Source organism: Micromonospora humidisoli (assembly GCF_016900955.1).
Taxonomy (GTDB): Bacteria; Actinomycetota; Actinomycetes; order Mycobacteriales; family Micromonosporaceae; genus Micromonospora; species Micromonospora wenchangensis.
Genome location: NZ_JAFEUO010000003.1, coordinates 302,200 through 322,289, shown reverse-complemented (window position 1 = coordinate 322,289; position 20,090 = coordinate 302,200). Strand labels below are relative to the sequence as shown.

The 20,090-nt window shown below is 74.7% G+C and carries 15 protein-coding genes; 9 read left to right on the top strand and 6 right to left on the bottom strand.

The features are described from left to right. Positions 1-5: 5 nt before the first annotated feature. The gene (gene grpE, locus JQN84_RS12145) at positions 6-749 is read right to left on the bottom strand and encodes a nucleotide exchange factor GrpE (protein WP_204958473.1); all 744 of its coding nucleotides are present in this window, start codon (positions 747-749) and stop codon (positions 6-8) included. A gap of 36 nt (positions 750-785) precedes the next feature. Further along, positions 786-2,648 carry a molecular chaperone DnaK gene (gene dnaK / locus JQN84_RS12140; RefSeq protein WP_204958472.1) on the bottom strand — a complete coding sequence of 621 codons (1,863 nt, stop codon included), beginning with the start codon at positions 2,646-2,648 and terminating at the stop codon, positions 786-788. Between the two features lie 207 nt (positions 2,649-2,855). Here dnaK and JQN84_RS12135 point away from each other — a divergent pair, with 207 nt between their 5' ends. The 3 genes from JQN84_RS12135 to JQN84_RS12125 all read left to right on the top strand — a co-directional run bounded on the left by JQN84_RS12135 (position 2,856) and on the right by JQN84_RS12125 (position 7,724). Next, on the top strand, positions 2,856-4,709 hold the full coding sequence (locus JQN84_RS12135) for a GTPase domain-containing protein (RefSeq protein WP_204958471.1): 1,854 nt from the start codon (positions 2,856-2,858) through the stop codon (positions 4,707-4,709). Between the two features lie 17 nt (positions 4,710-4,726). Then, positions 4,727-6,388, top strand: a complete 1,662-nt coding sequence (locus tag JQN84_RS12130; RefSeq protein WP_204958941.1) for a GTPase — start codon at positions 4,727-4,729, stop codon at positions 6,386-6,388. 109 nt (positions 6,389-6,497) lie between these two features. Then, complete coding sequence (locus tag JQN84_RS12125; RefSeq protein ID WP_204958470.1) at positions 6,498-7,724, top strand: hypothetical protein; 1,227 nt, start codon at positions 6,498-6,500, stop codon at positions 7,722-7,724. A 16-nt stretch (positions 7,725-7,740) separates the two neighbouring features. Here JQN84_RS12125 and JQN84_RS12120 read toward each other — a convergent pair whose 3' ends face one another. After that, positions 7,741-8,652 carry a diacylglycerol kinase catalytic domain-containing protein gene (locus JQN84_RS12120; RefSeq protein ID WP_204958469.1) on the bottom strand — a complete coding sequence of 304 codons (912 nt, stop codon included), beginning with the start codon at positions 8,650-8,652 and terminating at the stop codon, positions 7,741-7,743. Beyond that, positions 8,649-9,800, bottom strand: a complete 1,152-nt coding sequence (locus JQN84_RS12115; RefSeq protein ID WP_204958468.1) for an SPFH domain-containing protein — start codon at positions 9,798-9,800, stop codon at positions 8,649-8,651. The genes JQN84_RS12120 and JQN84_RS12115 overlap by 4 nt, the downstream gene beginning before the upstream one ends. 75 nt (positions 9,801-9,875) lie before the next feature. Here JQN84_RS12115 and JQN84_RS12110 point away from each other — a divergent pair, with 75 nt between their 5' ends. Further along, positions 9,876-10,562, top strand: coding sequence for an NUDIX hydrolase (locus tag JQN84_RS12110; protein WP_204958467.1), 687 nt, complete (start codon positions 9,876-9,878; stop codon positions 10,560-10,562). A 33-nt stretch (positions 10,563-10,595) separates the two neighbouring features. Here the strand turns inward: JQN84_RS12110 and JQN84_RS12105 are convergent, their stop codons facing one another. Both JQN84_RS12105 and JQN84_RS12100 read right to left on the bottom strand, forming a co-directional pair. Further along, positions 10,596-11,177 (bottom strand): phosphatase PAP2 family protein, encoded by a 582-nt coding sequence (locus tag JQN84_RS12105; RefSeq protein WP_088641900.1) that lies wholly within the window; start codon positions 11,175-11,177, stop codon positions 10,596-10,598. Positions 11,178-11,359: 182 nt separating this feature from the next. Continuing rightward, positions 11,360-12,301 (bottom strand): hypothetical protein, encoded by a 942-nt coding sequence (locus JQN84_RS12100; RefSeq protein ID WP_204958466.1) that lies wholly within the window; start codon positions 12,299-12,301, stop codon positions 11,360-11,362. A gap of 510 nt (positions 12,302-12,811) precedes the next feature. Here JQN84_RS12100 and pdhA point away from each other — a divergent pair. The 5 genes from pdhA (at position 12,812) to JQN84_RS12075 (ending at position 20,002) form a co-directional block, all read left to right on the top strand. Further along, positions 12,812-13,987 (top strand): pyruvate dehydrogenase (acetyl-transferring) E1 component subunit alpha, encoded by a 1,176-nt coding sequence (gene pdhA, locus JQN84_RS12095; RefSeq protein ID WP_204958465.1) that lies wholly within the window; start codon positions 12,812-12,814, stop codon positions 13,985-13,987. After that, entirely contained in the window at positions 13,987-14,976 is a 990-nt protein-coding gene (locus JQN84_RS12090; RefSeq protein ID WP_204958464.1) for an alpha-ketoacid dehydrogenase subunit beta, read from the top strand. Before pdhA ends, JQN84_RS12090 begins: the two co-directional genes overlap by 1 nt. Positions 14,977-14,981: 5 nt before the next feature. Beyond that, a complete protein-coding gene (locus JQN84_RS12085; RefSeq protein WP_204958940.1) occupies positions 14,982-16,454 on the top strand; it encodes a dihydrolipoamide acetyltransferase family protein in 1,473 nt (490 codons plus the stop codon). A 218-nt stretch (positions 16,455-16,672) separates the two neighbouring features. After that, positions 16,673-16,810, top strand: a complete 138-nt coding sequence (locus JQN84_RS12080; RefSeq protein WP_168222356.1) for a hypothetical protein — start codon at positions 16,673-16,675, stop codon at positions 16,808-16,810. A 342-nt stretch (positions 16,811-17,152) separates the two neighbouring features. Next, positions 17,153-20,002: a hypothetical protein gene (locus tag JQN84_RS12075; RefSeq protein ID WP_204958463.1), complete on the top strand. Its 2,850-nt coding sequence runs from the start codon at positions 17,153-17,155 to the stop codon at positions 20,000-20,002. Positions 20,003-20,090 lie beyond the last annotated feature (88 nt).

Here is a 20,090-nt window from a genome sequence, read left to right as displayed (position 1 = left end):
GTGCACTATTCCGGGTCGGCGACCGCGACCATGGCCGGCCGCAGCAGCCGCTCACCGAGCAGGTAGCCCCGACGCATCACCTGCACGCAGGTGGGCTCGTCGACGTCCGGTGAGGTCTGGTGCGCGACCGCCTCGTGCCGGGTCGGATCGAACGGGTCGCCCTTCTCACCGAAGGGCGTCAGGCCGAACTTGCCCAGCGCCGTGGTGAGCTGCTCGGCCACCGTGCCGAACGGCCCGACCAGGTCACCGTGTTCCCGGGCCCGGTCCAGGTCGTCCAGGATGGGCAGCAGCGCGGCGAGCACCGAGCCGGTCGCCTGCTCCTGGACCACGCCCCGGTCCCGGTCCACCCGCTTGCGGTAGTTGGCGTACTCCGCCGACACCCGTTGCAGGTCCCGGGTCCGCTCGTCCAGCTCGGCCCGGAGGGCTTCCAACTCGGCGCCGAGCGGGGAGCCCGTGGCGCTGCCGTCGACCGGCTGCGCGGGGGCGTCCACCACCGGCGGACCGGTCGGTGCCGGGCCGTCGAGGGCGGTGGCCTCCGCCTCGATCTCGTCGACCACCACCTCGGACTCCTCGACCAGCCCCTCGGCCGGGACGTCGGCCCCGGCGTCGGCGGCGGCGGGCGTCTCCTCGGTCCTGCCGAGCTTGCGGTTGTCCCGGATGACGACCCGCGGCCCGTCGTCGGTGGGCGCGGAGCCACCCGGCGTCGACCCGGAGGTGCCCGGGTCGGCGGCTCGTGGCTTCTCCGTCATACGACTACCTCGTTCCCTGTGCGGTGGCGTGGACCGTCACTTCTTGTCCTCGTCCACGATCTCCGCGTCGACCACGTCGTCCGGGCCGCCCGCCTTCGGTGCACCGGCGGCACCGGCGGCACCGGCACCCGCACCGGCCGCGCCCGGCTGCTCAGCCTGCTCGGCCTGCTGCGCGTAGAGCAGCGAACCAGCCTGCTGGGAGACCTGGGCGAGCTTCTCGTGGGCCGCCTTGATCTTGTCGATGTCCTGGCCGCCGAGCGCGCCACGCAGCTCACCCAGGGCCTCGTTCAGCTGCTCCCGGTTCTCCGTGGGCAGCTTGTCGCCGCTCTCGGCGAGGAACTTCTCGGTCTGCCACTGGAGCGCCTCGGCCACGTTGCGGGCCTCGGCCTCCTCCCGGCGACGCTTGTCGTCGTCGGCGTGCTCCTCGGCGTCGCGGCGCATCCGCTCGATGTCGTCCTTCGGCAGCGAGGAGCCGCCGGTGATCGTCATCTTCTGTTCCTTGCCGGTGCCCAGGTCCTTGGCGTGCACGTTGACGATGCCGTTGGCGTCGATGTCGAAGGTGACCTCGACCTGCGGCACGCCGCGCGGCGCCGGCGGGAGGCCGGTCAGCTCGAAGGTGCCGAGCTTCTTGTTGTACGCCGCGATCTCCCGCTCGCCCTGGAACACCTGGATCAGCACCGACGGCTGGTTGTCGTCGGCCGTGGTGAAGACCTCGGAGCGCTTGGTCGGGATGGTGGTGTTGCGCTCGATGAGCTTGGTGAAGATGCCGCCCTTGGTCTCGATGCCCAGGCTCAGCGGGGTCACGTCGAGCAGCAGGACGTCCTTGACCTCGCCCTTGAGCACACCGGCCTGCAGGGCCGCGCCGACGGCGACGACCTCGTCCGGGTTGACGCCCTTGTTCGGGTCGCGGCCGGTGAGCTGCTTGACCAGGTCGGTCACGGCCGGCATCCGGGTGGAGCCGCCGACCAGGATCACGTGGTCGACGTCGGCGACCTTGATGCCGGCGTCCTTCACGGCCTGCTCGAACGGGCCCTTGCAGCGGTCCAGCAGGTCCTGCGTCATCCGCTGGAACTCGGCGCGGCTGAGCGTCACGTCCAGGTGCAGCGGGCCGGCCGAACCGGCGGTGATGTACGGCAGGTTGATGTTGGTGGTGGTGGCCGCCGACAGCTCGATCTTGGCCTTCTCGGCCGCCTCGCGGAGCCGCTGGAGCGCCATCTTGTCCTGGCCCAGGTCGATGCCGTGCTCGCCCCGGAACGTCTTCACCAGGTGGTCGATGATGCGCTGGTCCCAGTCGTCGCCGCCGAGCTGGTTGTCACCGCTGGTCGACTTGACCTCGACGACGCCCTCGGCCAGCTCCAGCAGGGATACGTCGAAGGTGCCGCCACCGAGGTCGAAGACCAGGACGGTCTGCTCCTTGGAGCCCTTGTCCAGCCCGTACGCCAGGGCCGCCGCGGTCGGCTCGTTGACGATCCGCAGCACGTTGAAGCCGGCGATCTCGCCGGCCTCCTTGGTGGCCTGGCGCTGGCCGTCGTTGAAGTAGGCGGGCACGGTGATCACCGCGTCGGTGATCTGCTCACCCAGGTAGGCCTCGGCGTCCCGCTTGAGCTTCATCAGCGTGCGCGCCGAGATCTCCTGCGGGGTGTACTTCTTGCCGTCGATGTCGACGGTCCAGTTGGTGCCGATCTCCCGCTTGACCGAGCGGATGGTCCGGTCCGGGTTGGTCACCGCCTGGCGCTTGGCGACCTCACCGACGAGCACCTCGCCGTTGCGGGCGAACGCGACGATCGACGGGGTCGTCCGCGAGCCCTCAGCGTTGGCGATGACGGTGGGCTCACCGCCCTCCAGAACGCTGACGCAGGAGTTCGTCGTGCCGAGGTCGATACCGACCGCACGTGCCATCTTCGCTTCCTCGCTTCGTAACGGGTGGGCAGGTCAGAGGGCCTGCCCGGTGGGCCGCCCGCAGCGACCGCACCACAAGTTGAGTGAACTTGACTCAATAGTGCCACGCGATCGCCAAAGCGCAAGTCGAGTTGAGCCGACCCGACGCAACCTGACCGTTACTACCCTCCGGTTGTCTCTGTTGCATCGGTCGGGCACGCTTTAGCGGTGACGACGCACGGCGATCCCGCCACCCGGTCCGGCGCGCCCACCGTCGCCGCCCGCACCGGGTCGTCGGAGACCGACGAGACGCCGCCCGGCCCCACCGGGGACGGCCTGCCCGCCGCCCTCACCGGCCTGCGGGCCGCGATCGGCGCGGCCCGGTTCCCGCTGGCGCTGCCCTCGGCCGAGCCGGCACGGCACACCGGCCGGGCGCTGACCGACCAGCTCGACGACTACCTGCTGCCCCGGCTGGCCCGGCTCGACGCCCCGCTGCTCGTGGTCGTCGGCGGCTCCACCGGCGCGGGCAAGTCCACACTGGTCAACAGCCTGGTCCAGGCCCGGGTGAGCGCCGCCGGGGTGCTGCGCCCCACCACCCGTTCCCCGGTGCTGGTCTGCAACCCCGCCGACGCCGCCTGGTTCCGTCAGGGCGACCTGCTGCCCGGCCTGACCCGCACCAACGAGCCCAGCGAGGACCCGGGCACCCTGCACCTGGTCACCGCCCCCGCGCTCGCACCGGGGCTGGCCTTCCTCGACGCCCCCGACATCGACTCGGTGGTCGACGCCAACCGCGCCCTCGCCGGCCAGTTGCTCGCCGCCGCCGACCTCTGGCTCTTCGTCACCACCGCCGCCCGGTACGCCGACGCCGTCCCGTGGGAGCTGCTGCGCTCCGCCCGCTCCCGGGGGGCCTCGATCGCCATGGTGCTCGACCGGGTGCCCCCCGAGGCCGCCGACGAGATCGCCGCCCACCTGTCCGAGATGCTCGCCGCCCAGGAACTGGGCGCGGCGCCGCTGTTCGTCCTGCCCGAGACCTGGGTCGACGGCCAGGGCCTGCTGCCCGACCGGGTGACCGCGCCGCTGGGTGGCTGGTTCGCCCGGCTCGCCGCCGACGCCGAGGCCCGCGCCGCCGTGGTCCGGCAGACCCTGGACGGCGCGCTCGCCTCGCTGCACCCCACGGTCGAGGCCCTCGCCGACGCCGCCGACGAGCAGGTGGCCGCCGCTGACGCGCTGGACGACCGGGTCCGGGCCGCCTACCAGGGCGCGCACCGCACCGTGAGCGAGGGGCTGAAGGACGGCCGGCTGCTGCGCGGCGAGGTGCTCGCCCGCTGGCAGGAGTTCGTCGGCACCGGGGAGTTCTTCCGGACGCTGGAGGCACGGATCGGCCGGCTGCGCGACCGGCTCGTCGCCGCAGTCACCGGCCGGCCCGCCACGCCCGCCACCGACCTGCGCAACGCCATCGAGTCGCAACTGGTCACCCTGCTACGCGGGGTCGCCGCCGAGGCGGCGGAGCACACGTACACCGCCTGGAAGGCGCACCCGGCCGGGGCCGCACTGCTCGAACCGCCGCTGGCGCACGCCGCGACCGACCTGCCCGAACGGGCCGAACGGCTGGTCCGGGACTGGCAGCGGGCCGTGCTGGAGCTGGTCCGCGACGAGGGCGGCGACAGGCGGTTCGTGGCCCGTACGGCCGCGTACGCGGTCAACGCCACCGGGCTGGCCGTGATGATCGCCGTCTTCGCCTCCACCGCGTTCATCCCCACCGGTCTGGAGGTGGCCACCGGGGCGGGCACCACCGTCGCCGCGCAGGCCGTGCTCCAGGCGATCTTCGGCGACCAGGCGGTGCGTACCCTCGCCGCGAAGGCCCGCGGCGACCTGCTGGAGCGGGTCCGCGCGCTGCTCGACGAGGAGGCGGCCCGCTACCTGGCCCGCACCGACGCCGCCCGGCCCGGCCCGGAGGCCGCCGCCGGCCTGCGCCGGGCCGCCGCCCGGGTCGAGGTGGCCCGGCACCGCAGCGGGCTCGCCGACCAGGCCGGCCCGGCGCTACCGACCCCGACCCCGACCCCCGAGGACGGCATCCGGTGACCAACATCGTCGGCCGGATGCGCGAGGCGCTCCGGGGTGACCAGCGTGTCGACGCCGACGCCCTGGTGGCCCGGCTCGACGCGGTGCGCCGCTTCCTCGACGCGGTCGACGGCGAGGTGCCCGACACCCGGCTGGTCGGCGCGCACACCCTGGTCGAGCGGGCCGGCACCCGGTTGTCGCTGTCCCGGGACCACACCGTGGTCGCGCTGGCCGGGGCCACCGGCAGCGGCAAGTCCAGCCTGTTCAACGCCCTGGCCCAGTTGGAGCTCTCCCCGGTCGGGGTGCGCCGGCCCACCACCGGCGTCGCGCACGCCTGCGTGTGGGGGCCACTGGACGGCGGCACCCGGCTGCTCGACTGGGTCGGCGTCCTGCCCCGGCACCGGTTCGTCCGGGAGAGCGCGCTCGACGGCGACGACGAGTCCGCCCTGCACGGGTTGATCCTGCTCGACCTGCCCGACTTCGACTCGGTGCAGCGGTCCCACCGGCTGGAGGTGGACCGCCTGCTCGGCCTGGTCGACCTGGTGGTCTGGGTGGTCGACCCGCAGAAGTACGCCGACCGGGTGATCCACACCAGCTACCTGCGCGAGTTCCACAGGCACCGGGACGTGACGGTGGTGGTGCTCAACCAGGCCGACCGGCTGCCCCCGGCCGAGCTGCCCCGGGTGCTGGCCGACCTGCGTCGGCTGCTCGACGTCGACGGGCTCGACGGGGTGCCGCTGCTGGCCACCACGGCGGTCGAGCCGAACGGGATGACCGGGCTGCGGGAGGCGTTGGAACGGGCCGTGTCGGACCGGCAGGCCGCGCTGCGCCGGCTCTGGGGTGACGCCGACACGGTGACGGCCGCGCTGGGGGAACTGGTCGCCGTCGAGGCCCCCGGGCACACCCCGGACGCGGCGACGATCCGCACCCTGGACCGGGCGCTGGCCGACGCGGCCGGGGTGCCCACCGTGACGGGCGCGGTCGAGGGGGCGTACCGGCAGCGGGCCGGTGCCGCGACGGGCTGGCCGCTGGTCCGCGGCTGGCGGCGGCTGCGCCCCGACCCGCTGCGCCGGCTGCACCTGCCCGGTCCGGCGGCCGACCCGCAGCAGCCGGTGCCGGCCCCGCTCGCGGCGACCTCGGTGCCCGAACCGACGGCCGCCCAGCAGTCCGCCCTCGGGCTGGCCATCCGCGCGGTCGGCGACCGTTCCGGCGATGGCCTGCCCGCCCCCTGGCCGGCCGCGGTGACCGCCGCCGCCCGGTCCCGCCTGGCCGACCTGCCGGACGCGCTGGACGCGGCGGTCGCCGGCACCGACCTGGGCATGGAACGCCGGCCGCTGTGGTGGCGGCTGGTGGGCGGCGTCCAGTGGCTGGTCACCCTCGCCGCCGTGGTCGGGCTGGGTTGGCTGGTGCTCGGGTACGCGCTACGCGCCCTCGGGCTGCCGGCGCTGGACTACCCCCGGGTGGGCGAGACGCCACTGCCCACCGTGCTGCTGCTCGGCGGGTTGCTCGCCGGTCTGCTGGTGGCGGCGGTGACCGGGCCGGTGATCCGGTGGGCGGCCCGGCGGGCCCGCCAACGGGCCGAGGGGCGGCTCACCGAGGAGGTCGCCCGGGTCGGCGCGGAGTACGTCCTCACCCCCGTGCGGGACCTCGTCGACAGGTACGCCCTGGCCCGCCGTGCCTGGCAGGACGCCGCCGGCTGAATCCCGGCGGGGAAGGCCCGGCGTCCATCGACGGACGCCCGGGCCCCGGCCGGTGAACGTGGACGTCGGCACGGGTGTCCGGGGCGGCGCGGCGGCGTAGGGTCGTGCCATGGCCACGCCACAGACCCCCTACGACGCGGTGCTGTCCGCCGCCCGCGACGTGACCAGGCTGGACTGCGCGCTCGACGCCGAGATGCTCGGCACGGCGCTGCTGGGCAGCGTCTACGCGATCGCCGAGACCGACCGGGAAACGGCGGTCCGGGAATTCGTCTCCGGTTTCCTCGCCGCCACCTCCCGCCGCCGCACGGCCGCCGCCACCACCATCCGGCAGGTCTTCGCCGCGCTGGTCCCGACCGCCGAGGGCGCGGCGAAGGTCCGCCCCGGCGCGCAGGCGCCGGCCTGGGCCGGCCAGCTCGGCCGGGTCCACCTCACCGGCACCTGGTCCTACGGCGACGTGTACGGCGACCAGACCTCCTACCTGGCCACCTTCGCCTACGACGACGAGTCGGGTGGCCCGGAGCACGCCCTGGTCGCGCTGGTCGACCACAACATCGGCATCACCAAGGACGTCTTCGTCGGCGGACCGGCCGAACGCATCCTCGCGCAGGTTCGGCAGATGTGCGCCGACGACGACCTGACCTGGTTCCGGGAGGAGGACCCGGCCCGGATGCGCGGTGAGGTGGGCCGTCACCTGGAGATCACCGACGACCTCGGCGACCTGCCGGCCGAGGGTTCACTCGCCACCGACCGGGCGCTGGTCGGGGCGCGGTTGGCGGTGTTGCCGCAGGCGGGCGTCGACACCACCGGCTGGCCCGCCGAACCGCTCTCCAGCGACGAACGTACCGAGCTGGTCCGGGCCTTCCTCGCCGCCCCCGAGGCGGCCCGGTACGGCCTGAACACCCTCGACGGCGACGCCGAGCTGGCCTCGCTGCACTTCTGCCTCGGCCTGCTCTTCGACCACGCGGCGAGTTTCCCGGACGCCGACCCGCTGCGCTGGAGCCCGGCGGTGGCCGGGCTGTTCCTGCTCGACTGGGTGCACCGGCGGGCGGTGCTGGACATGGACGACGCGGCGCTGCTGCCCCGGGTGCTGCGCGCCTGGACGGCGTTCGCGGCCCGGCGACGCGGGCTGCCCGAGCGGGCCGTCACCCAGACCGACGAGGCGATCGAGGAACTGGTGCCGGAGTTCGCCAGGCTCTATTCGACTGGTGAGCGGCGCAGCCCGGCGACGGCGGCGGTGGCCCAGTTGATGGCCGACGGCGTCGACCCGGACGACCCGGTCGCGTTGGACGCCTGGATCGAGGCCAACCGGCAGCGCCTCGGCGACGACACCCCCTGACCGGCCGGACCGCCGGTCAGGGCTCGACCAGGGCCAGCCGGCCCGGGGCGACGTCGAGGCGGATGCGCTGGCCCCAGCGCAACGTCAACCGGTCGGTCTCCAGGCCGTCGGCGAAGGCCACCAGGCCGTCGGACTCGGCGGTCAGCTCCAGCGTGCCGGTGCCGTCGAGGCGGCCGGCGACCAGGTCGGCCCCGGTGACCGGGGACGGCCACGCCTCCCGGACGAACCAGCACAGCGCCGGCTCCTGCGGAGCGGGGAGCACGACGGCGGCCGGTCGGCCCCGGGCGATCGAGGCGCACCAGCCGGTGGCCCCGGTGCCGGTGCCGACGACCACCCCGGAGGACGACTGCCGTTCCCGGCGGGGTCGGCCGTCGGAGGTCACGTCGAGCAGGTAGCGGGCCGACTGGTGGGAGGGGTGCCCGACGTACACCTCGTTGAGGCCGACCAGTTCCTGACCGTCGTCGAGGGTGGCCCGGACCATGGCCCGGTGCCGCAGCGGCGCGGTTCCGGCCACCACCGCCGGCAGCAGGGCGGCCACCTGGTCGCCGGTGCACCGGACCAGCACCCCGGCGTTGCGGCCCGGCTCCGGGTCGACGCCGAGGACGGGTTGCCCGTCGAGGTACTTCGCCACGTTGGCGACCAGTCCGTCCGGCCCGACGGCGACGACGATGTCCTCCGGCCCGAACAGGAACCGGGGCAGGTCGTCCCGGTTCACCGTGCCGCGTCGCCAGTCGGCGGGGACGGCGGCCCCGACGGCGGTCAGCGCCGCCTGGAGTGCCTCGTGCCGGTCCACCACCTCGGCCAGGTCCCGCCCCCGGGCGCGCAGGTACCACTGGGCCGCCGCCCGGGTGCCGTGCCGGGCGAGCAGTTCGTCCAGCTCGCTGGGGCGGCGGACGACCACCACCCGGGGGGCCAGGGTGGCGCTCACCGGTCGACCGCCCCGGTCGGGCCGGTGAGCGTCCCGGTCGGGCCGGTGAGCGTTCCGGTCGGGCCGGTGAGCCGGCCGAGCAGGTCGGCGAGCAGGTCAGGGGTGACCGTGAGCTGGCCGATCGGGGGGAGCTGACCGGCGAGTTCCCGGACGGTGAGGGCCTGCAGGACGGCCGGCGGCAGTTCGGCGTACGTGGCCAGCTTCGCCGCCTCCGCCTCCGCCTCGGCGGCGCCGACGGCGCGTACCGTCTCGGCCTTGGCCAGGGCGAGCGTCCGTTCCTTGTCGGCGGCACCGGCGGCGAGCAGGCGTTCCTTCTCCGCCTCGGCGGTGGCGAGCACCCGGGCCCGCTCGGCGGCGGCGGTGTTGGCGACCTGTTCCCGTTCCGCCTTGCCGTGGGCACCGGCCAGCTCGGCGGCGGCGTCGAGTTCGGCCCGGCGGCGGGCGTTCGCCCCGTGCTGCTCGACGAGTTGCTGCTCCCGACGGGCCAGTTCGATCTTGTTCTGGAGTTCGTTCTCGGCGATGCCGCGTTCCTGCTCGACGGCCTGGGCCCGGCGCGCGTACGTGGCCCGGTCGGCCTGCACCTGCACGGCCTCCCGGGTGGGGGTCTGCAGGGCGCGTTCCAGTTCCGGTTCGGGCCGGACGGCGACGACCCGGGCGCTGACCACGGCGACGCCGATGTCGGCGAGCCGGGGCTCGGTGCCGAGCGCGGCGGAGACCGCCTCCCGTACGGGCGCCACGGTGGTCAGCGCCTCGGCCAGCGGCACCCGGGCGAGCAGGTCGAGGGCGGGTTGCTGGGCCAGCTCGGCCAGCAGCGTGGCCACCTGGTCGAGGGGGCGGGAGCGGGCCCGGCCGGTGCGCGGGTCGACCGAGAAGTCGAGCCGGGCGGCGGCGAGCGCCGGGTCGGCCACCCGGTAGGTCACGGTGGCCTGGACGGTGATGTCGGCGAAGTCACCGGTACGGGCGTGGAAGAGCAGCGGCAGTTCCCGGTCGTCCACCGGCACCTCGCTCAGCACGGCGGTCAGCGGCCGGTACCAGAACGACTGGCCGGTCCCCTCCCGCCGGACCCGGCCGGCGACGTGCAGCCGTACCCAGTTGGTAGGTGTCCCGCGCAGGTGGCGCAGGAAGAGTCGTCGCGTCACGTCGGCCATGGCTTCACCCTCCCCTTTTTCGTCGCTACGACGATAACCGCTCTGCTAAGTTATCGTCAAGGTGGTGATAAAACGATGACCGACTACCCGCCCTTCGCCGTGACGGTGGACCTGGTGGTGCTCACCGTGCGCGCCGACGCGTTGCACCTGCTGCTCGTCCGCCGGGGCGTCCCGCCGGACCGGGACCGGTGGGCACTGCCGGGCGGCTTCGTCCACGTCGACGAGGACCTGCCCGACGCCGCCGCCCGGGAGCTGACCGAGGAGACCGGACTACCGGAGCCGGTCGGCCACCTGGAACAGCTCGGCACGTACGGCCGACCCGGCCGCGACCCGCGCGGACGGGTGGTCACCGTGGCCTGGCTGGCGCTGCTGCCCGACCTGCCCACCCCGGTGGCCGGCTCGGACGCCGCCTCGGCCGAGTGGGTGCCGGTCACCCGGATCACCCCCGGTCAGCTCGCCTTCGACCACGACCTGATCGTCGCCGACGGCCTGGAACGGGCCCGCGCGAAACTGGAGTACACCCCGCTGGCCAGCGCCTTCTGCCCGCCCGAGTTCACCGTGGCCCAACTGAGGGCGGTCTACGAGACGGTCTGGGGAACCCGGCTGGACCCGCGCAACTTCCACCGCAAGGTCACCGGCACCCCCGGCTTCGTCAGCCCCGTCGGCCGGGCCACCGAGGGCGAACGGGGGCGACCCGCCCAACTGTTCCGCCGGGGGCCGGCGACCCGGCTCCACCCGCCCATGCTCCGTCCCGAGCCCTGACGACCCCCGCACACCGGCCGGGCCGACAGCGGCTCAGGACAGCGCCGCGAAGACCAGCCCGGCCACCAGGGCACCCACCAGCCCGCCGGCCACGACCTGCGCGACGGTGTGGTCGCGCAGCCGGACCCGGGACCAGCCGACCAGGCCGAGCAGCGGAACGGCCGGCAGCAGCCGGGGGCCGAAGGTGAGCACCAGCACCACCAGCGTGCCGGCGGCCACCGCCGAGTGGATCGACATCTTCCACCAGTGGCTGACCGACACCGCCACCACCAGACCGACCACCCCGGTGGCGACCAGCGCCAGCACCGGGCGCGGCGCACCGAGCGCCGCGAGCAGGGCCAGCCCGGCGGCGGCCGACACCAGGCCGAACAGCAGCGGCACCCGGCGCTGCTCACGCCGACCGATGTGGTGGTCGGTGAACCGGCCCCGCCGCACCCCGCTGAGGACGTACGCGAACGGGATGACGGCGGCGAAGACCGTGGCCAGCAGCCCCCAGGCCAGCCCTCGTACGCCACCCGCGCCGTGCCAGCCGATCACCACGGTCAGCCCGGTGACCAGCACGGCCGGCGCGGTCACCTCGGTCACCCACCGGGCCACCCGGGTAGCCGCCCCCACCGGCCCGACGGGAACCGGATCGCCGGAGGACGGGACGTCGCGGGCCGGGGAGGGTCCGGGGTCGCCCGCCGGCCGGTCCCCGCCCTCGTCGCGCGTACTCAGCGTTCCGCCCCCGCATGTCGTGCCGACCGGTCCGTCGCGCCGGGGGGTGGCCGGCCGTCGGCGTCCGCACCGTGGGCGGTTCAGCCGGCGTCGTTCGTCACCGTACCGTCCGGGTCGGTGCCGTCGTGGCTGGTCGGCGCGGGTACCGCGGGCGTCTGCGGCGTGGGGGCCGGGGTGGCCGGCGGGCGGGCGGCCGGGGTCGACGCACCCACGGGTGGCGCTCCGACGCGCGGCACGCGGCGCACCTCGTCCGGCGGCCGGACGGGACGGGGGGCGCGGGTCGGGACGGCCGTCACGGTGGGCCGGGGGCGCGGGGTGGGGACCACGGTGACCGTGACGGTGGGGCACGGTCCGACCGTGGGCCCCGGCGTCGGGTCGGGTTCCAGGGTCGACGTCGGGCCGGGGGTCGGCTCGGGCGTGGGTACCGGCGTGGGGGTGTCGGAGGGGGCCGAGGTCGGCGACGGGTCCGGTGGCGGTTCGGAGAAGGTGGCCGTCGGCTCGACGCTCGGTTCGGCGCTCGGGCTCGGTTCGGCGCTCGGCGAGGGGGTGGGAGCGGGGTGGACCGGGGTGGCCGGCGCGTGCGTCCGGGGGACGGGACGGGGGGTCGCGGCGGGGGCCGCCGGGGGCGGCGCGGGACGGCGGGTGACGCCGGTGCCGTCGTCACCCGGGGTGGGGGCCGGCGTGGGTGGCGGGGGCGCGCTGGTCGGGACGGTCGGCGGCAGGGCCGGCTGGCCGGTGGCGGGCACCGGGACGACGACCGGCCCGACCGACGGGGTGGGCAGGAACGGGGTGCCGCCGTCCGGCAGCGCGGTGCTGCCCACGGTGGCGGAGCCGGCGCTGATCGCGGCGAGGACCGGCATGGAGGCGGCCCCGGCGAGCAGGGCGACGGTGAACAGGTAGCCCCGGTGCGGCCCGCCCAGGCCCGGGGCCCGGTGGACGCCGATCATCCGCCGGTAGCTGCCGCCGCCGGCCCGGTGCCGCCCGAGGAGGGGGACCGGAGGACCGTCACCTGGCTGGGACACCGCACACTCCCTCGTCGACCTGGACGTGTTCGCCGGTGGGCAGCACGGATCAGAACGGACATTATTCGCCAAACGCCCACCGATACCGGTCAGCTTGACCCAGTGACGCCCAGTTCACCAGGCACCACAGCGTGTCGACACACAAAAAGTCCGTCACCCGACCGGCACACCGCGACCGCTTGACCGGGCGACGACAAAAAAGTCCACGGGTCACCAAGCGGACATGTCGCCACCAGCGGGAGGGCCATACTGTGGGGCCGCTCACCTCCTCTGCAATCATTCAGGCACGACGGCAACGCAGCCGCCCTCCGCGTACCCGTGGCAGGCGTGGCTGGTGGCCGACGCTCCCGAACCGGGTTCGACCCATGGATCCGGCTCAGGTCGTGCGGCAACCCCCACCGGGGCTAGGCACGACCGCCAGGAACCAGTCCGGCAACAGCCGGGCCGGCGCACGTTGTGCGCGGACGGGTGACCCCCCGGCTCGGGCACAGACACGACAGGGAGAGACGGATGGCAAAGGGCGACCCTGCGGTCTCCAGCCGCGGCCGGCGAGCCGCACCCCGGTCCCGGCGGGCCACGACCGGCGAGCCGGAACTCGTACAGCTGCTCACCCCGGCCGGCGAGCGGATCGAGAGCGCGACCGGCCCGGACGGCACCGAGTACCGCGTCGACTTCACCGACGAGGAGTACCGCGGCCTCTACCGCGACCTGGTGCTGGTCCGCAAGCTCGACGCCGAGGCGACCGCGTTGCAGCGGCAGGGCGAGCTGGGCCTGTGGGCCTCGCTGCTCGGCCAGGAGGCGGCCCAGGTCGGCTCCGGGCGGGCGCTGCGCAGCCAGGACATGGCCTTCCCGACCTACCGGGAGCACGGCGTCCTCTACTGCCGGGGCATCGACCCGATCATGCCGCTCGGCCTGTTCCGCGGCGTCGACCAGGGCGGCTGGGACCCGAACGAGTTCAAGTTCAACATGTACACGATCGTCATCGGGGCGCAGACCCTGCACGCGACCGGGTACGCGATGGGCGTCCACATGGACGGCAGGACCGGCACCGAGGACGGCGAGGCGGTGATCGCCTACTTCGGCGACGGCGCGACCAGCCAGGGCGACGTCAACGAGGCGTTCGTCTGGGCCAGCGTCTTCAACGCCCCCCTGGTCTTCTTCTGCCAGAACAACCAGTACGCCATCTCCGAGCCGCTGGAACGCCAGACCCGGGTCCCGCTCTACCGGCGGGCCGGCGGTTTCGGCTTCCCCGGCGTCCGGGTCGACGGCAACGACGTGCTCGCCTCGTACGCGGTGACCCGGCACGCGCTGGACAACGCCCGGCTCGGCCAGGGGCCCAGCCTGATCGAGGCGTACACCTACCGGATGGGCGCGCACACCACCTCCGACGACCCGACCCGTTACCGGATCGCCAGCGAGGTCGAGGCCTGGCAGGCCAAGGACCCGATCGCCCGGATGAAGGCGTTCCTCGACAGGCAGCAGATCGCCGACGCCGACTTCTTCGCCGAGGTCGACGAGCAGGCCCGCACCGAGGCCGTGCACCTGCGCGAACGGGTGCTGAACATGCCCGACCCGCAGCCGGTCAGCATGTTCGACCACGTCTACCCGCACGGCTCGCCCGAGTTGGACGCCCAGCGGGACCAGTTCAGCAGGTACTCGGAGTCGTTCGAGGGGAGCGCGCACTGATGGCCACGGAGACGCTCACCCTCGGCAAGGCCCTCAACACCGGCCTGCGCCGGGCCCTGGAGAACGACCCGAAGGTCGTCATCATGGGCGAGGACGTCGGCAAGCTCGGCGGCGTCTTCCGGATCACCGACGGGTTGCAGAAGGACTTCGGCGACCAGCGGGTGATCGACACCCCGCTGGCCGAGTCCGGCATCATCGGCACCGCCGTCGGCCTGGCCATCCGGGGTTTCCGGCCGATCTGCGAGATCCAGTTCGACGGCTTCGTCTACCCGGCGTACGACCAGATCGTGTCGCAGGTGGCCAAGATGCACTACCGCTCGCAGGGCAAGGTCACCATCCCGATGGTGATCCGGATCCCCTACGGCGGCGGCATCGGTGCGGTGGAGCACCACTCCGAGTCGCCGGAGGCGTACTTCGCGCACACCGCCGGGCTGAAGGTGGTGACCTGCGCCAACCCGCAGGACGCGTACGTGATGATCCAGCAGGCCATCGCCTCGGACGACCCGATCGTCTTCCTGGAGCCCAAGCGCCGCTACTGGGAGAAGGGTCCGGTCGACCTGGACGCCCCGCTGTCCGGGGCGTACCCGTTGCACGCCGCCCGGGTGGTGCGGCCGGGCACCGATGCGACAGTGTTGGCGTACGGCCCGATGGTGCGCACCGCGCTGGACGCGGCGACCGCCGCCGCCGAGGACGGCCGGGAGCTGGAGGTCGTCGACCTGCGTACGCTCTCCCCGCTGGACCTGACCGCCGTCTACGAGTCGGTGCGGCGCACCGGCCGGTGCGTGGTCGTCCACGAAGCCCCGGGCAACCTGGGGCTGGGCTCGGAGATCGCAGCGCGGATCACCGAGGAGTGCTTCTACTCCCTGGAGTCCCCGGTGCTGCGGGTCACCGGCTTCGACACCCCCTACCCGGCCAGCCGGGTGGAGGAGGAGTACCTGCCCGACCTCGACCGGGTGCTCGACGCCGTCGACCGCACCTTCGGCTGGTGAGCGCGATGTCCCGGATCAAGGAGTTCAACCTGCCCGACCTGGGCGAGGGCCTGACCGAGGGCGAGATCCTCGCCTGGCTGGTCAAGGTGGGTGACGTCATCGAGCTGAACCAGCCGATCGTCGAGGTGGAGACAGCCAAGGCGGCCGTGGAGATCCCGGCGAAGTGGGCCGGTGAGGTGCGCTCGATCTTCCACCCGGAGGGCAGCACCGTCGAGGTCGGCACCCCGATCATCGCGATCGACACCGACCCCGGCGCCGGCCCGGTGCCGGAGTCGACGACCTCCGCCGCCGGCTCGGACCTGCCCACCCCCTCGCCCGCCTCCCTGGCCGCAGTCCAGATAGCCCCGCCCGAGGGCATGGTCGAACCCGGCCTGATCGGCGGCGTAACCCCGAGCGGCCGCACCGCCGTCCTCGTCGGCTACGGCCCCCGCACCACCCCCGCCAAACGCCGCCCCCGCCGCCCCCCCGCCCCCGCCCCCGCCCCCGCTCCCGCTCCCGCCGATCATGGAGTTGTGGTGGGGGGCAAAAGCGCCCCTGTAGCCACAAATCCGGCACCACGAGTCCATGATCGACCGAGCACGGGTGGTCCGGTGCTGGCGAAGCCGCCGGTACGCAAGCTCGCCAAGGATCTCGGGGTCGATCTGGGTGCGCTGGTGGGGTCGGGGCCGCTGGGGTCGATCACCCGGGAGGACGTCCAGCGGGCGGTGGTGGCGAGCACCGTGGTGGCCGAGCCGCTGACGGTGACCTCGCCGGCCACCTCGGCCGCGAGCTTCGGCGCGGACCGCGAGCAGCGCATCCCGGTCAAGGGGGTCCGCAAGCTCACCGCCGAGAACATGTCCCGTTCGGCGTTCACCGCCCCGCACGTCACGGAGTTCCTGACCGTGGACGTGACCCGGACGATGAAGGCGCTGGACCGGCTGCGCGAACGGCGGGACTGGCGCGACGTGCGGGTCTCGCCGTTGCTGCTGGTCGCCAAGGCGGTGCTGTTGGCGGTCCGGCGGCACCCGATGGTCAACTCGACCTGGGCCGGCGACGAGATCGTCGTCAAGGAGTACGTCAACCTGGGCATCGCGGCGGCCACCGAGCGGGGCCTGATCGTGCCGAACATCAAGGACGCGGGCCGGCTCACGCTGCGTGAGCTGGCGGATGCGCTGACCGGTCTGGTGCAGACGGCCAAGGCGGGGAAGACCTCCCCGGCGGACATGTCCGGCGGCACCCTGACGATCACCAACGTCGGGGTGTTCGGAGTGGACACCGGCACCCCGATCCTGCCGCCCGGCGAGTCGGCGATCCTGGCCTTCGGCGCGGTCCGTGAGCTGCCGTGGGTCCACAAGGGCAAGGTCAGGCCGCGTCAGGTGACCACCCTGGGGCTCTCCTTCGACCACCGGATCATCGACGGCGAGCTGGGGTCGAAGTTCCTGCGGGACATCGGGGACTTCCTCGCCGACCCGGAGGCGGCGTTGCTCGCCTGGACCTGACCTGTGACGTCCGGCGACGGCCGGTGTGCCCTGGGTGAACGCCCGGCACACCGGCCGTTGCCGTTGGGGGAAGAAAGAGTGGCTCAGATCGCTCTTTGACCTACGATCCTTAGGCCCGTGTTGCAGCTCACCTAATAATCGATGGCGATCGCCGCCCGATGGGTGTTGAATGGAGTCATCAAGGGGCTGACAACCGAATAGCCGGAGGAGAGACCACCATGAGCATGATCGAGCGAATCCGCACCCGTCGTGACGCCAACCGTCGGGCCCGTGCCATCGAGCACGCGCTGCGCTCCGCCAACTCGCCGGCGGTCCGCGAGGAGATCCTCGCGATCGCCCAGCGTCACATGAGCTGACCCGGCACCTACTTTCCTCTCCCTCCTCCAGATCGATGACCCGCCCGGGCCCCGGGCGGGTCATCGGCGTTCCGAACCCGTTGAGACCGGGATTCCACCTCGCCACGACGCCCGGTACGGTGGTTCCGGTCGCCACCCGCCGACCCGGACACCGATCGCGCCCAAGGGAAGCTGATCGACACCGTCCGATGACGCGGAGTGACGGCCGGTGCTGCATGGGGGCCGCGCGCGCGTACCGGATACCGTGCGGGGAGACCGCACGGCCGAACCGCCGGGCACCGGCGACACGGCCGACCGGACGGACGGCATCGGCGGCCGACATGTGATGGAGGAGGCGCACCCATGACGTCCGAGGGCCAGCACCGTCCCGGCCAGGAGCCGGGCGAGGCGCCGCCGGGCTCCGGTGGACCGGCGCCGTACGGCGACCGGCAACCGCAGCAGGATCCGGGGTACGGCGTCCCCGCCACCCCCGACCTCGGCTGGGCCCCACCACCCCCCACCGGCCGGGCCAACCCGCCCGGTCCGTCCTGGTCGGCACCCGATCAGCCGGCGGCCTGGGGCGGCGCACAGGTTCCGCAGCAGTCCGAGCCGACCGAGGCGTGGAACCCGCCGCCCGGCGCGGCACCGTCCACCGAGGCGTGGAACCCGCCGGCCGGCCCGCCGCAGCCCGCCTGGGCCGGGCAGCCCGAGCAGCCGGCCTGGGCCACCGCGCCGGCCGCCGGGAAGCCCGACGCCGCGCCGCAGCCCGGCTGGACGCCGTCGCGCGAGCCCGGCTGGCCGCAGGCCGAGCAACCCGCACCCGCCTGGGCGCAACCCGAGGCCGGTGCCCGGGGTGCCGCCCGCGTCCCGCAGCCTGACAACCCGGCCGGCGGCGGTTGGTCCCCGCCGGCCGACCCCGCGCCGACCTCCCCCGCCGGTTGGTCCGGTCAGGACCCGCCGGCCCGGGAAACCGCGCCGGGCGCCAACGGCTGGGGCACCGCCCCCACTCCACAGCAGCAGGACGAGCCGACCCGTTCCGCCGGCTGGCCGGCCGACGACCGGGCCGGGGCGGATCCGGCCCGGGGTGGCTGGCCGGCCAACCCCCAGGACGCCCCGGGCACCTCCGGCGGATGGGCGGCCGGGCAGCCCCGCGCCGACGAGGCGCCCCGCCCCGCCGGCCGCGCCTCGGTGCCCGTACCGGCCCCGGCGGAGCCCACGAACCAGACGGCGGCGTGGCCGCAGCCGGAGGCCGGCCGCCCCGGCGCACCCGTGTCGCCGGCCCCCACCCCGGGAGCCGAGGGCTGGTCCACCGAGGACGATCCGGCCCGCTCGGGTGGCTGGGCCGCCAACCGCCCCGGCCCGGACGATTCCGGCCGGTCCGCCGACCGGCCGAACGGCGCGCCGGGCGACCGGCAGCCACAGTGGGGGGCACCGGACGAGCCTGCCACCGCCCGCTGGGAGGGTCAGCGCGAGCAGGCCACCCCGGACGGCTGGCCGGGCGGCGCGCCCGCCCGGGCCGACCAGTCGCGTCAGGACGACCCGGCGTCGGGTCAGGAGTGGCCGGCACCGGCCGCGCAGCGGGGTGCGGCCTCCGTACCGGTGCCGGAGCGCCCGGAGTCCGGGGCCGGCTGGGCGGCACCGGAGCAGCCCGCGCGCTCGTCCGCACCGGACGGTCCGCCCGCCTGGGCCGGTAACGACCACCAGCAGCCGCCGTGGGCCGGTGCCGAACGCCCGGTCGTGCCGGAGGGCGAGCCGTGGGCACCCGAGCAGGCGTGGGGTCGCGCCGAACCCGCCGGTCAGCCGGCCGAGGGCGGCTGGGAGCCCCGGCGTGGCGACGACCAGCCGATCTACCAGCCGGGGCCGGCTCCCGGCATCTCCCCGGCCAACATGGTCCCGCTCCCGCCGCAGGAGCAGCGCGTTCCGGGGGCCAGCCTGGCCGCTGCGCCGCCGGCCGACTACGTCCCGCCGGCCCCGTTCGGTGGCCCCGGCGAGCAGCAGCCGCACGGCCGGGAGGCGGCCGGTTGGGGCGCGCCGGAGCAGCCGCAGTTGCCGGCCGGGCCGGCACTGCCCGCGCCTCGGCTCTCGCCCGAGTCCGAGGGTGCCGGCCGCGCACCGGTACCGACGGCCGATGCCGGGGAGCCGGGTGCGGTCGGCCGCGCCTCGGCCAGCGCGTCGGTGCCGACGGCCAGCCGGGTCGCCCCCCCGAGCGACCAGGGGGCACATCCGGGTGGCCCGGTCGTCCCGCAACCCCGGGTGTACGGCCGACCGGCCCGTCCGGAGCCGCCGGAGGAGGCCGACGAGCCCGACGCCCGCCGGCCCGAGCACCACGACGCCCGGTTCGCCGACCAGGACCGTGCCCGGTTCGACGGCCCCGAGCAGCCCCGCTTCGACGAGCCGGAGCGGCAACGCTTCGACGACCAGGACCGGACCCGGTTCGACGGTCCCCGGTTCGACGAGCCGGAGCGGCAACACGGCTTCGGCGGTGACGCACCGTCGTCCGCCCCGCCGGCCGCGCCCCCCGCGTTCGGCGGCGGCATCCCCGCCTTCGCCGACCCGGCGGGCAGCAACCGGCCGATGAACGGCACCCGTCCGCACGGGCCGACGGACCGGCCGGCCGAGCCGTTCGGTGCCGGCCCGACCAGCGGCGCGCCGGCCGGTGCGGCACCGGTGCCGGGGTACGGCCACCCGGCGCACGACCCGGCCCACGGTGGGTACGCCTCACCGTTCCCGCCCGCCGGTCAGCAGTACGGGCCGGGCGGTCAGCAGTTCGGGCCGGGTGGCCAGCCGTCCGGTTCCACCGGTTGGCCGGGTGAGCCGGAGCAGGAGCAGGGGCGGTTCGAGGCGTTCAAGCCGGAGGCTGAGCCGGAGCAGAAGGCCGAGCAGCCCACCCCGAAGGTACGCAACGGGCGGGTGTTGGCGCTGGTGCTGATCGTGGCGGTGCTGATCCTGGCCGTCCCGCTGGGCCTGCTGATGCTCCTCGGCAAGATTGGCTCGGACGATGCCGAGCCGGCCTCCTTCAACCCGGCCGTCGGTTCCTGCGTCAAGCAGTCCGGCACCGGCGCGAGCGCGGCGAGCTGCGACGAGCAGGGTGCCTTCACTGTCGTCTCCAAGGTGGACGCCAAGGAGAAGTGCACCGACCCGACCCAGCCGCATGTGGTGTTGCAGGGCGGCGGGGTGGACCGGGTGCTCTGCCTGAAGCCGGCCGGCCAGTAACGACGTACCGACGGCGGGGGCCCGGGTGGACCGGGTCCCCGCCGTCGGTGTTTCGGGCCGTACGGACTGGGCAGTCTATGGGGACATT

What these genes read in the sequence shown, in the direction of transcription:
- grpE (WP_204958473.1), bottom strand. Translation starts at nt 749, where the DNA reads ATGACGGAGAAGCCACGAGCCGCCGACCCGGGCACCTCCGGGTCGACG.
- dnaK (WP_204958472.1), bottom strand. Translation starts at nt 2,648, where the DNA reads ATGGCACGTGCGGTCGGTATCGACCTCGGCACGACGAACTCCTGCGTC.
- JQN84_RS12130 (WP_204958941.1), top strand. Translation starts at nt 4,727, where the DNA reads ATGCGCGAGGCGCTCCGGGGTGACCAGCGTGTCGACGCCGACGCCCTG.
- JQN84_RS12125 (WP_204958470.1), top strand. Translation starts at nt 6,498, where the DNA reads ATGGCCACGCCACAGACCCCCTACGACGCGGTGCTGTCCGCCGCCCGC.
- JQN84_RS12115 (WP_204958468.1), bottom strand. Translation starts at nt 9,800, where the DNA reads ATGGCCGACGTGACGCGACGACTCTTCCTGCGCCACCTGCGCGGGACA.
- JQN84_RS12110 (WP_204958467.1), top strand. Translation starts at nt 9,876, where the DNA reads ATGACCGACTACCCGCCCTTCGCCGTGACGGTGGACCTGGTGGTGCTC.
- pdhA (WP_204958465.1), top strand. Translation starts at nt 12,812, where the DNA reads ATGGCAAAGGGCGACCCTGCGGTCTCCAGCCGCGGCCGGCGAGCCGCA.
- JQN84_RS12090 (WP_204958464.1), top strand. Translation starts at nt 13,987, where the DNA reads ATGGCCACGGAGACGCTCACCCTCGGCAAGGCCCTCAACACCGGCCTG.
- JQN84_RS12085 (WP_204958940.1), top strand. Translation starts at nt 14,982, where the DNA reads ATGTCCCGGATCAAGGAGTTCAACCTGCCCGACCTGGGCGAGGGCCTG.
- JQN84_RS12080 (WP_168222356.1), top strand. Translation starts at nt 16,673, where the DNA reads ATGAGCATGATCGAGCGAATCCGCACCCGTCGTGACGCCAACCGTCGG.
- JQN84_RS12075 (WP_204958463.1), top strand. Translation starts at nt 17,153, where the DNA reads ATGACGTCCGAGGGCCAGCACCGTCCCGGCCAGGAGCCGGGCGAGGCG.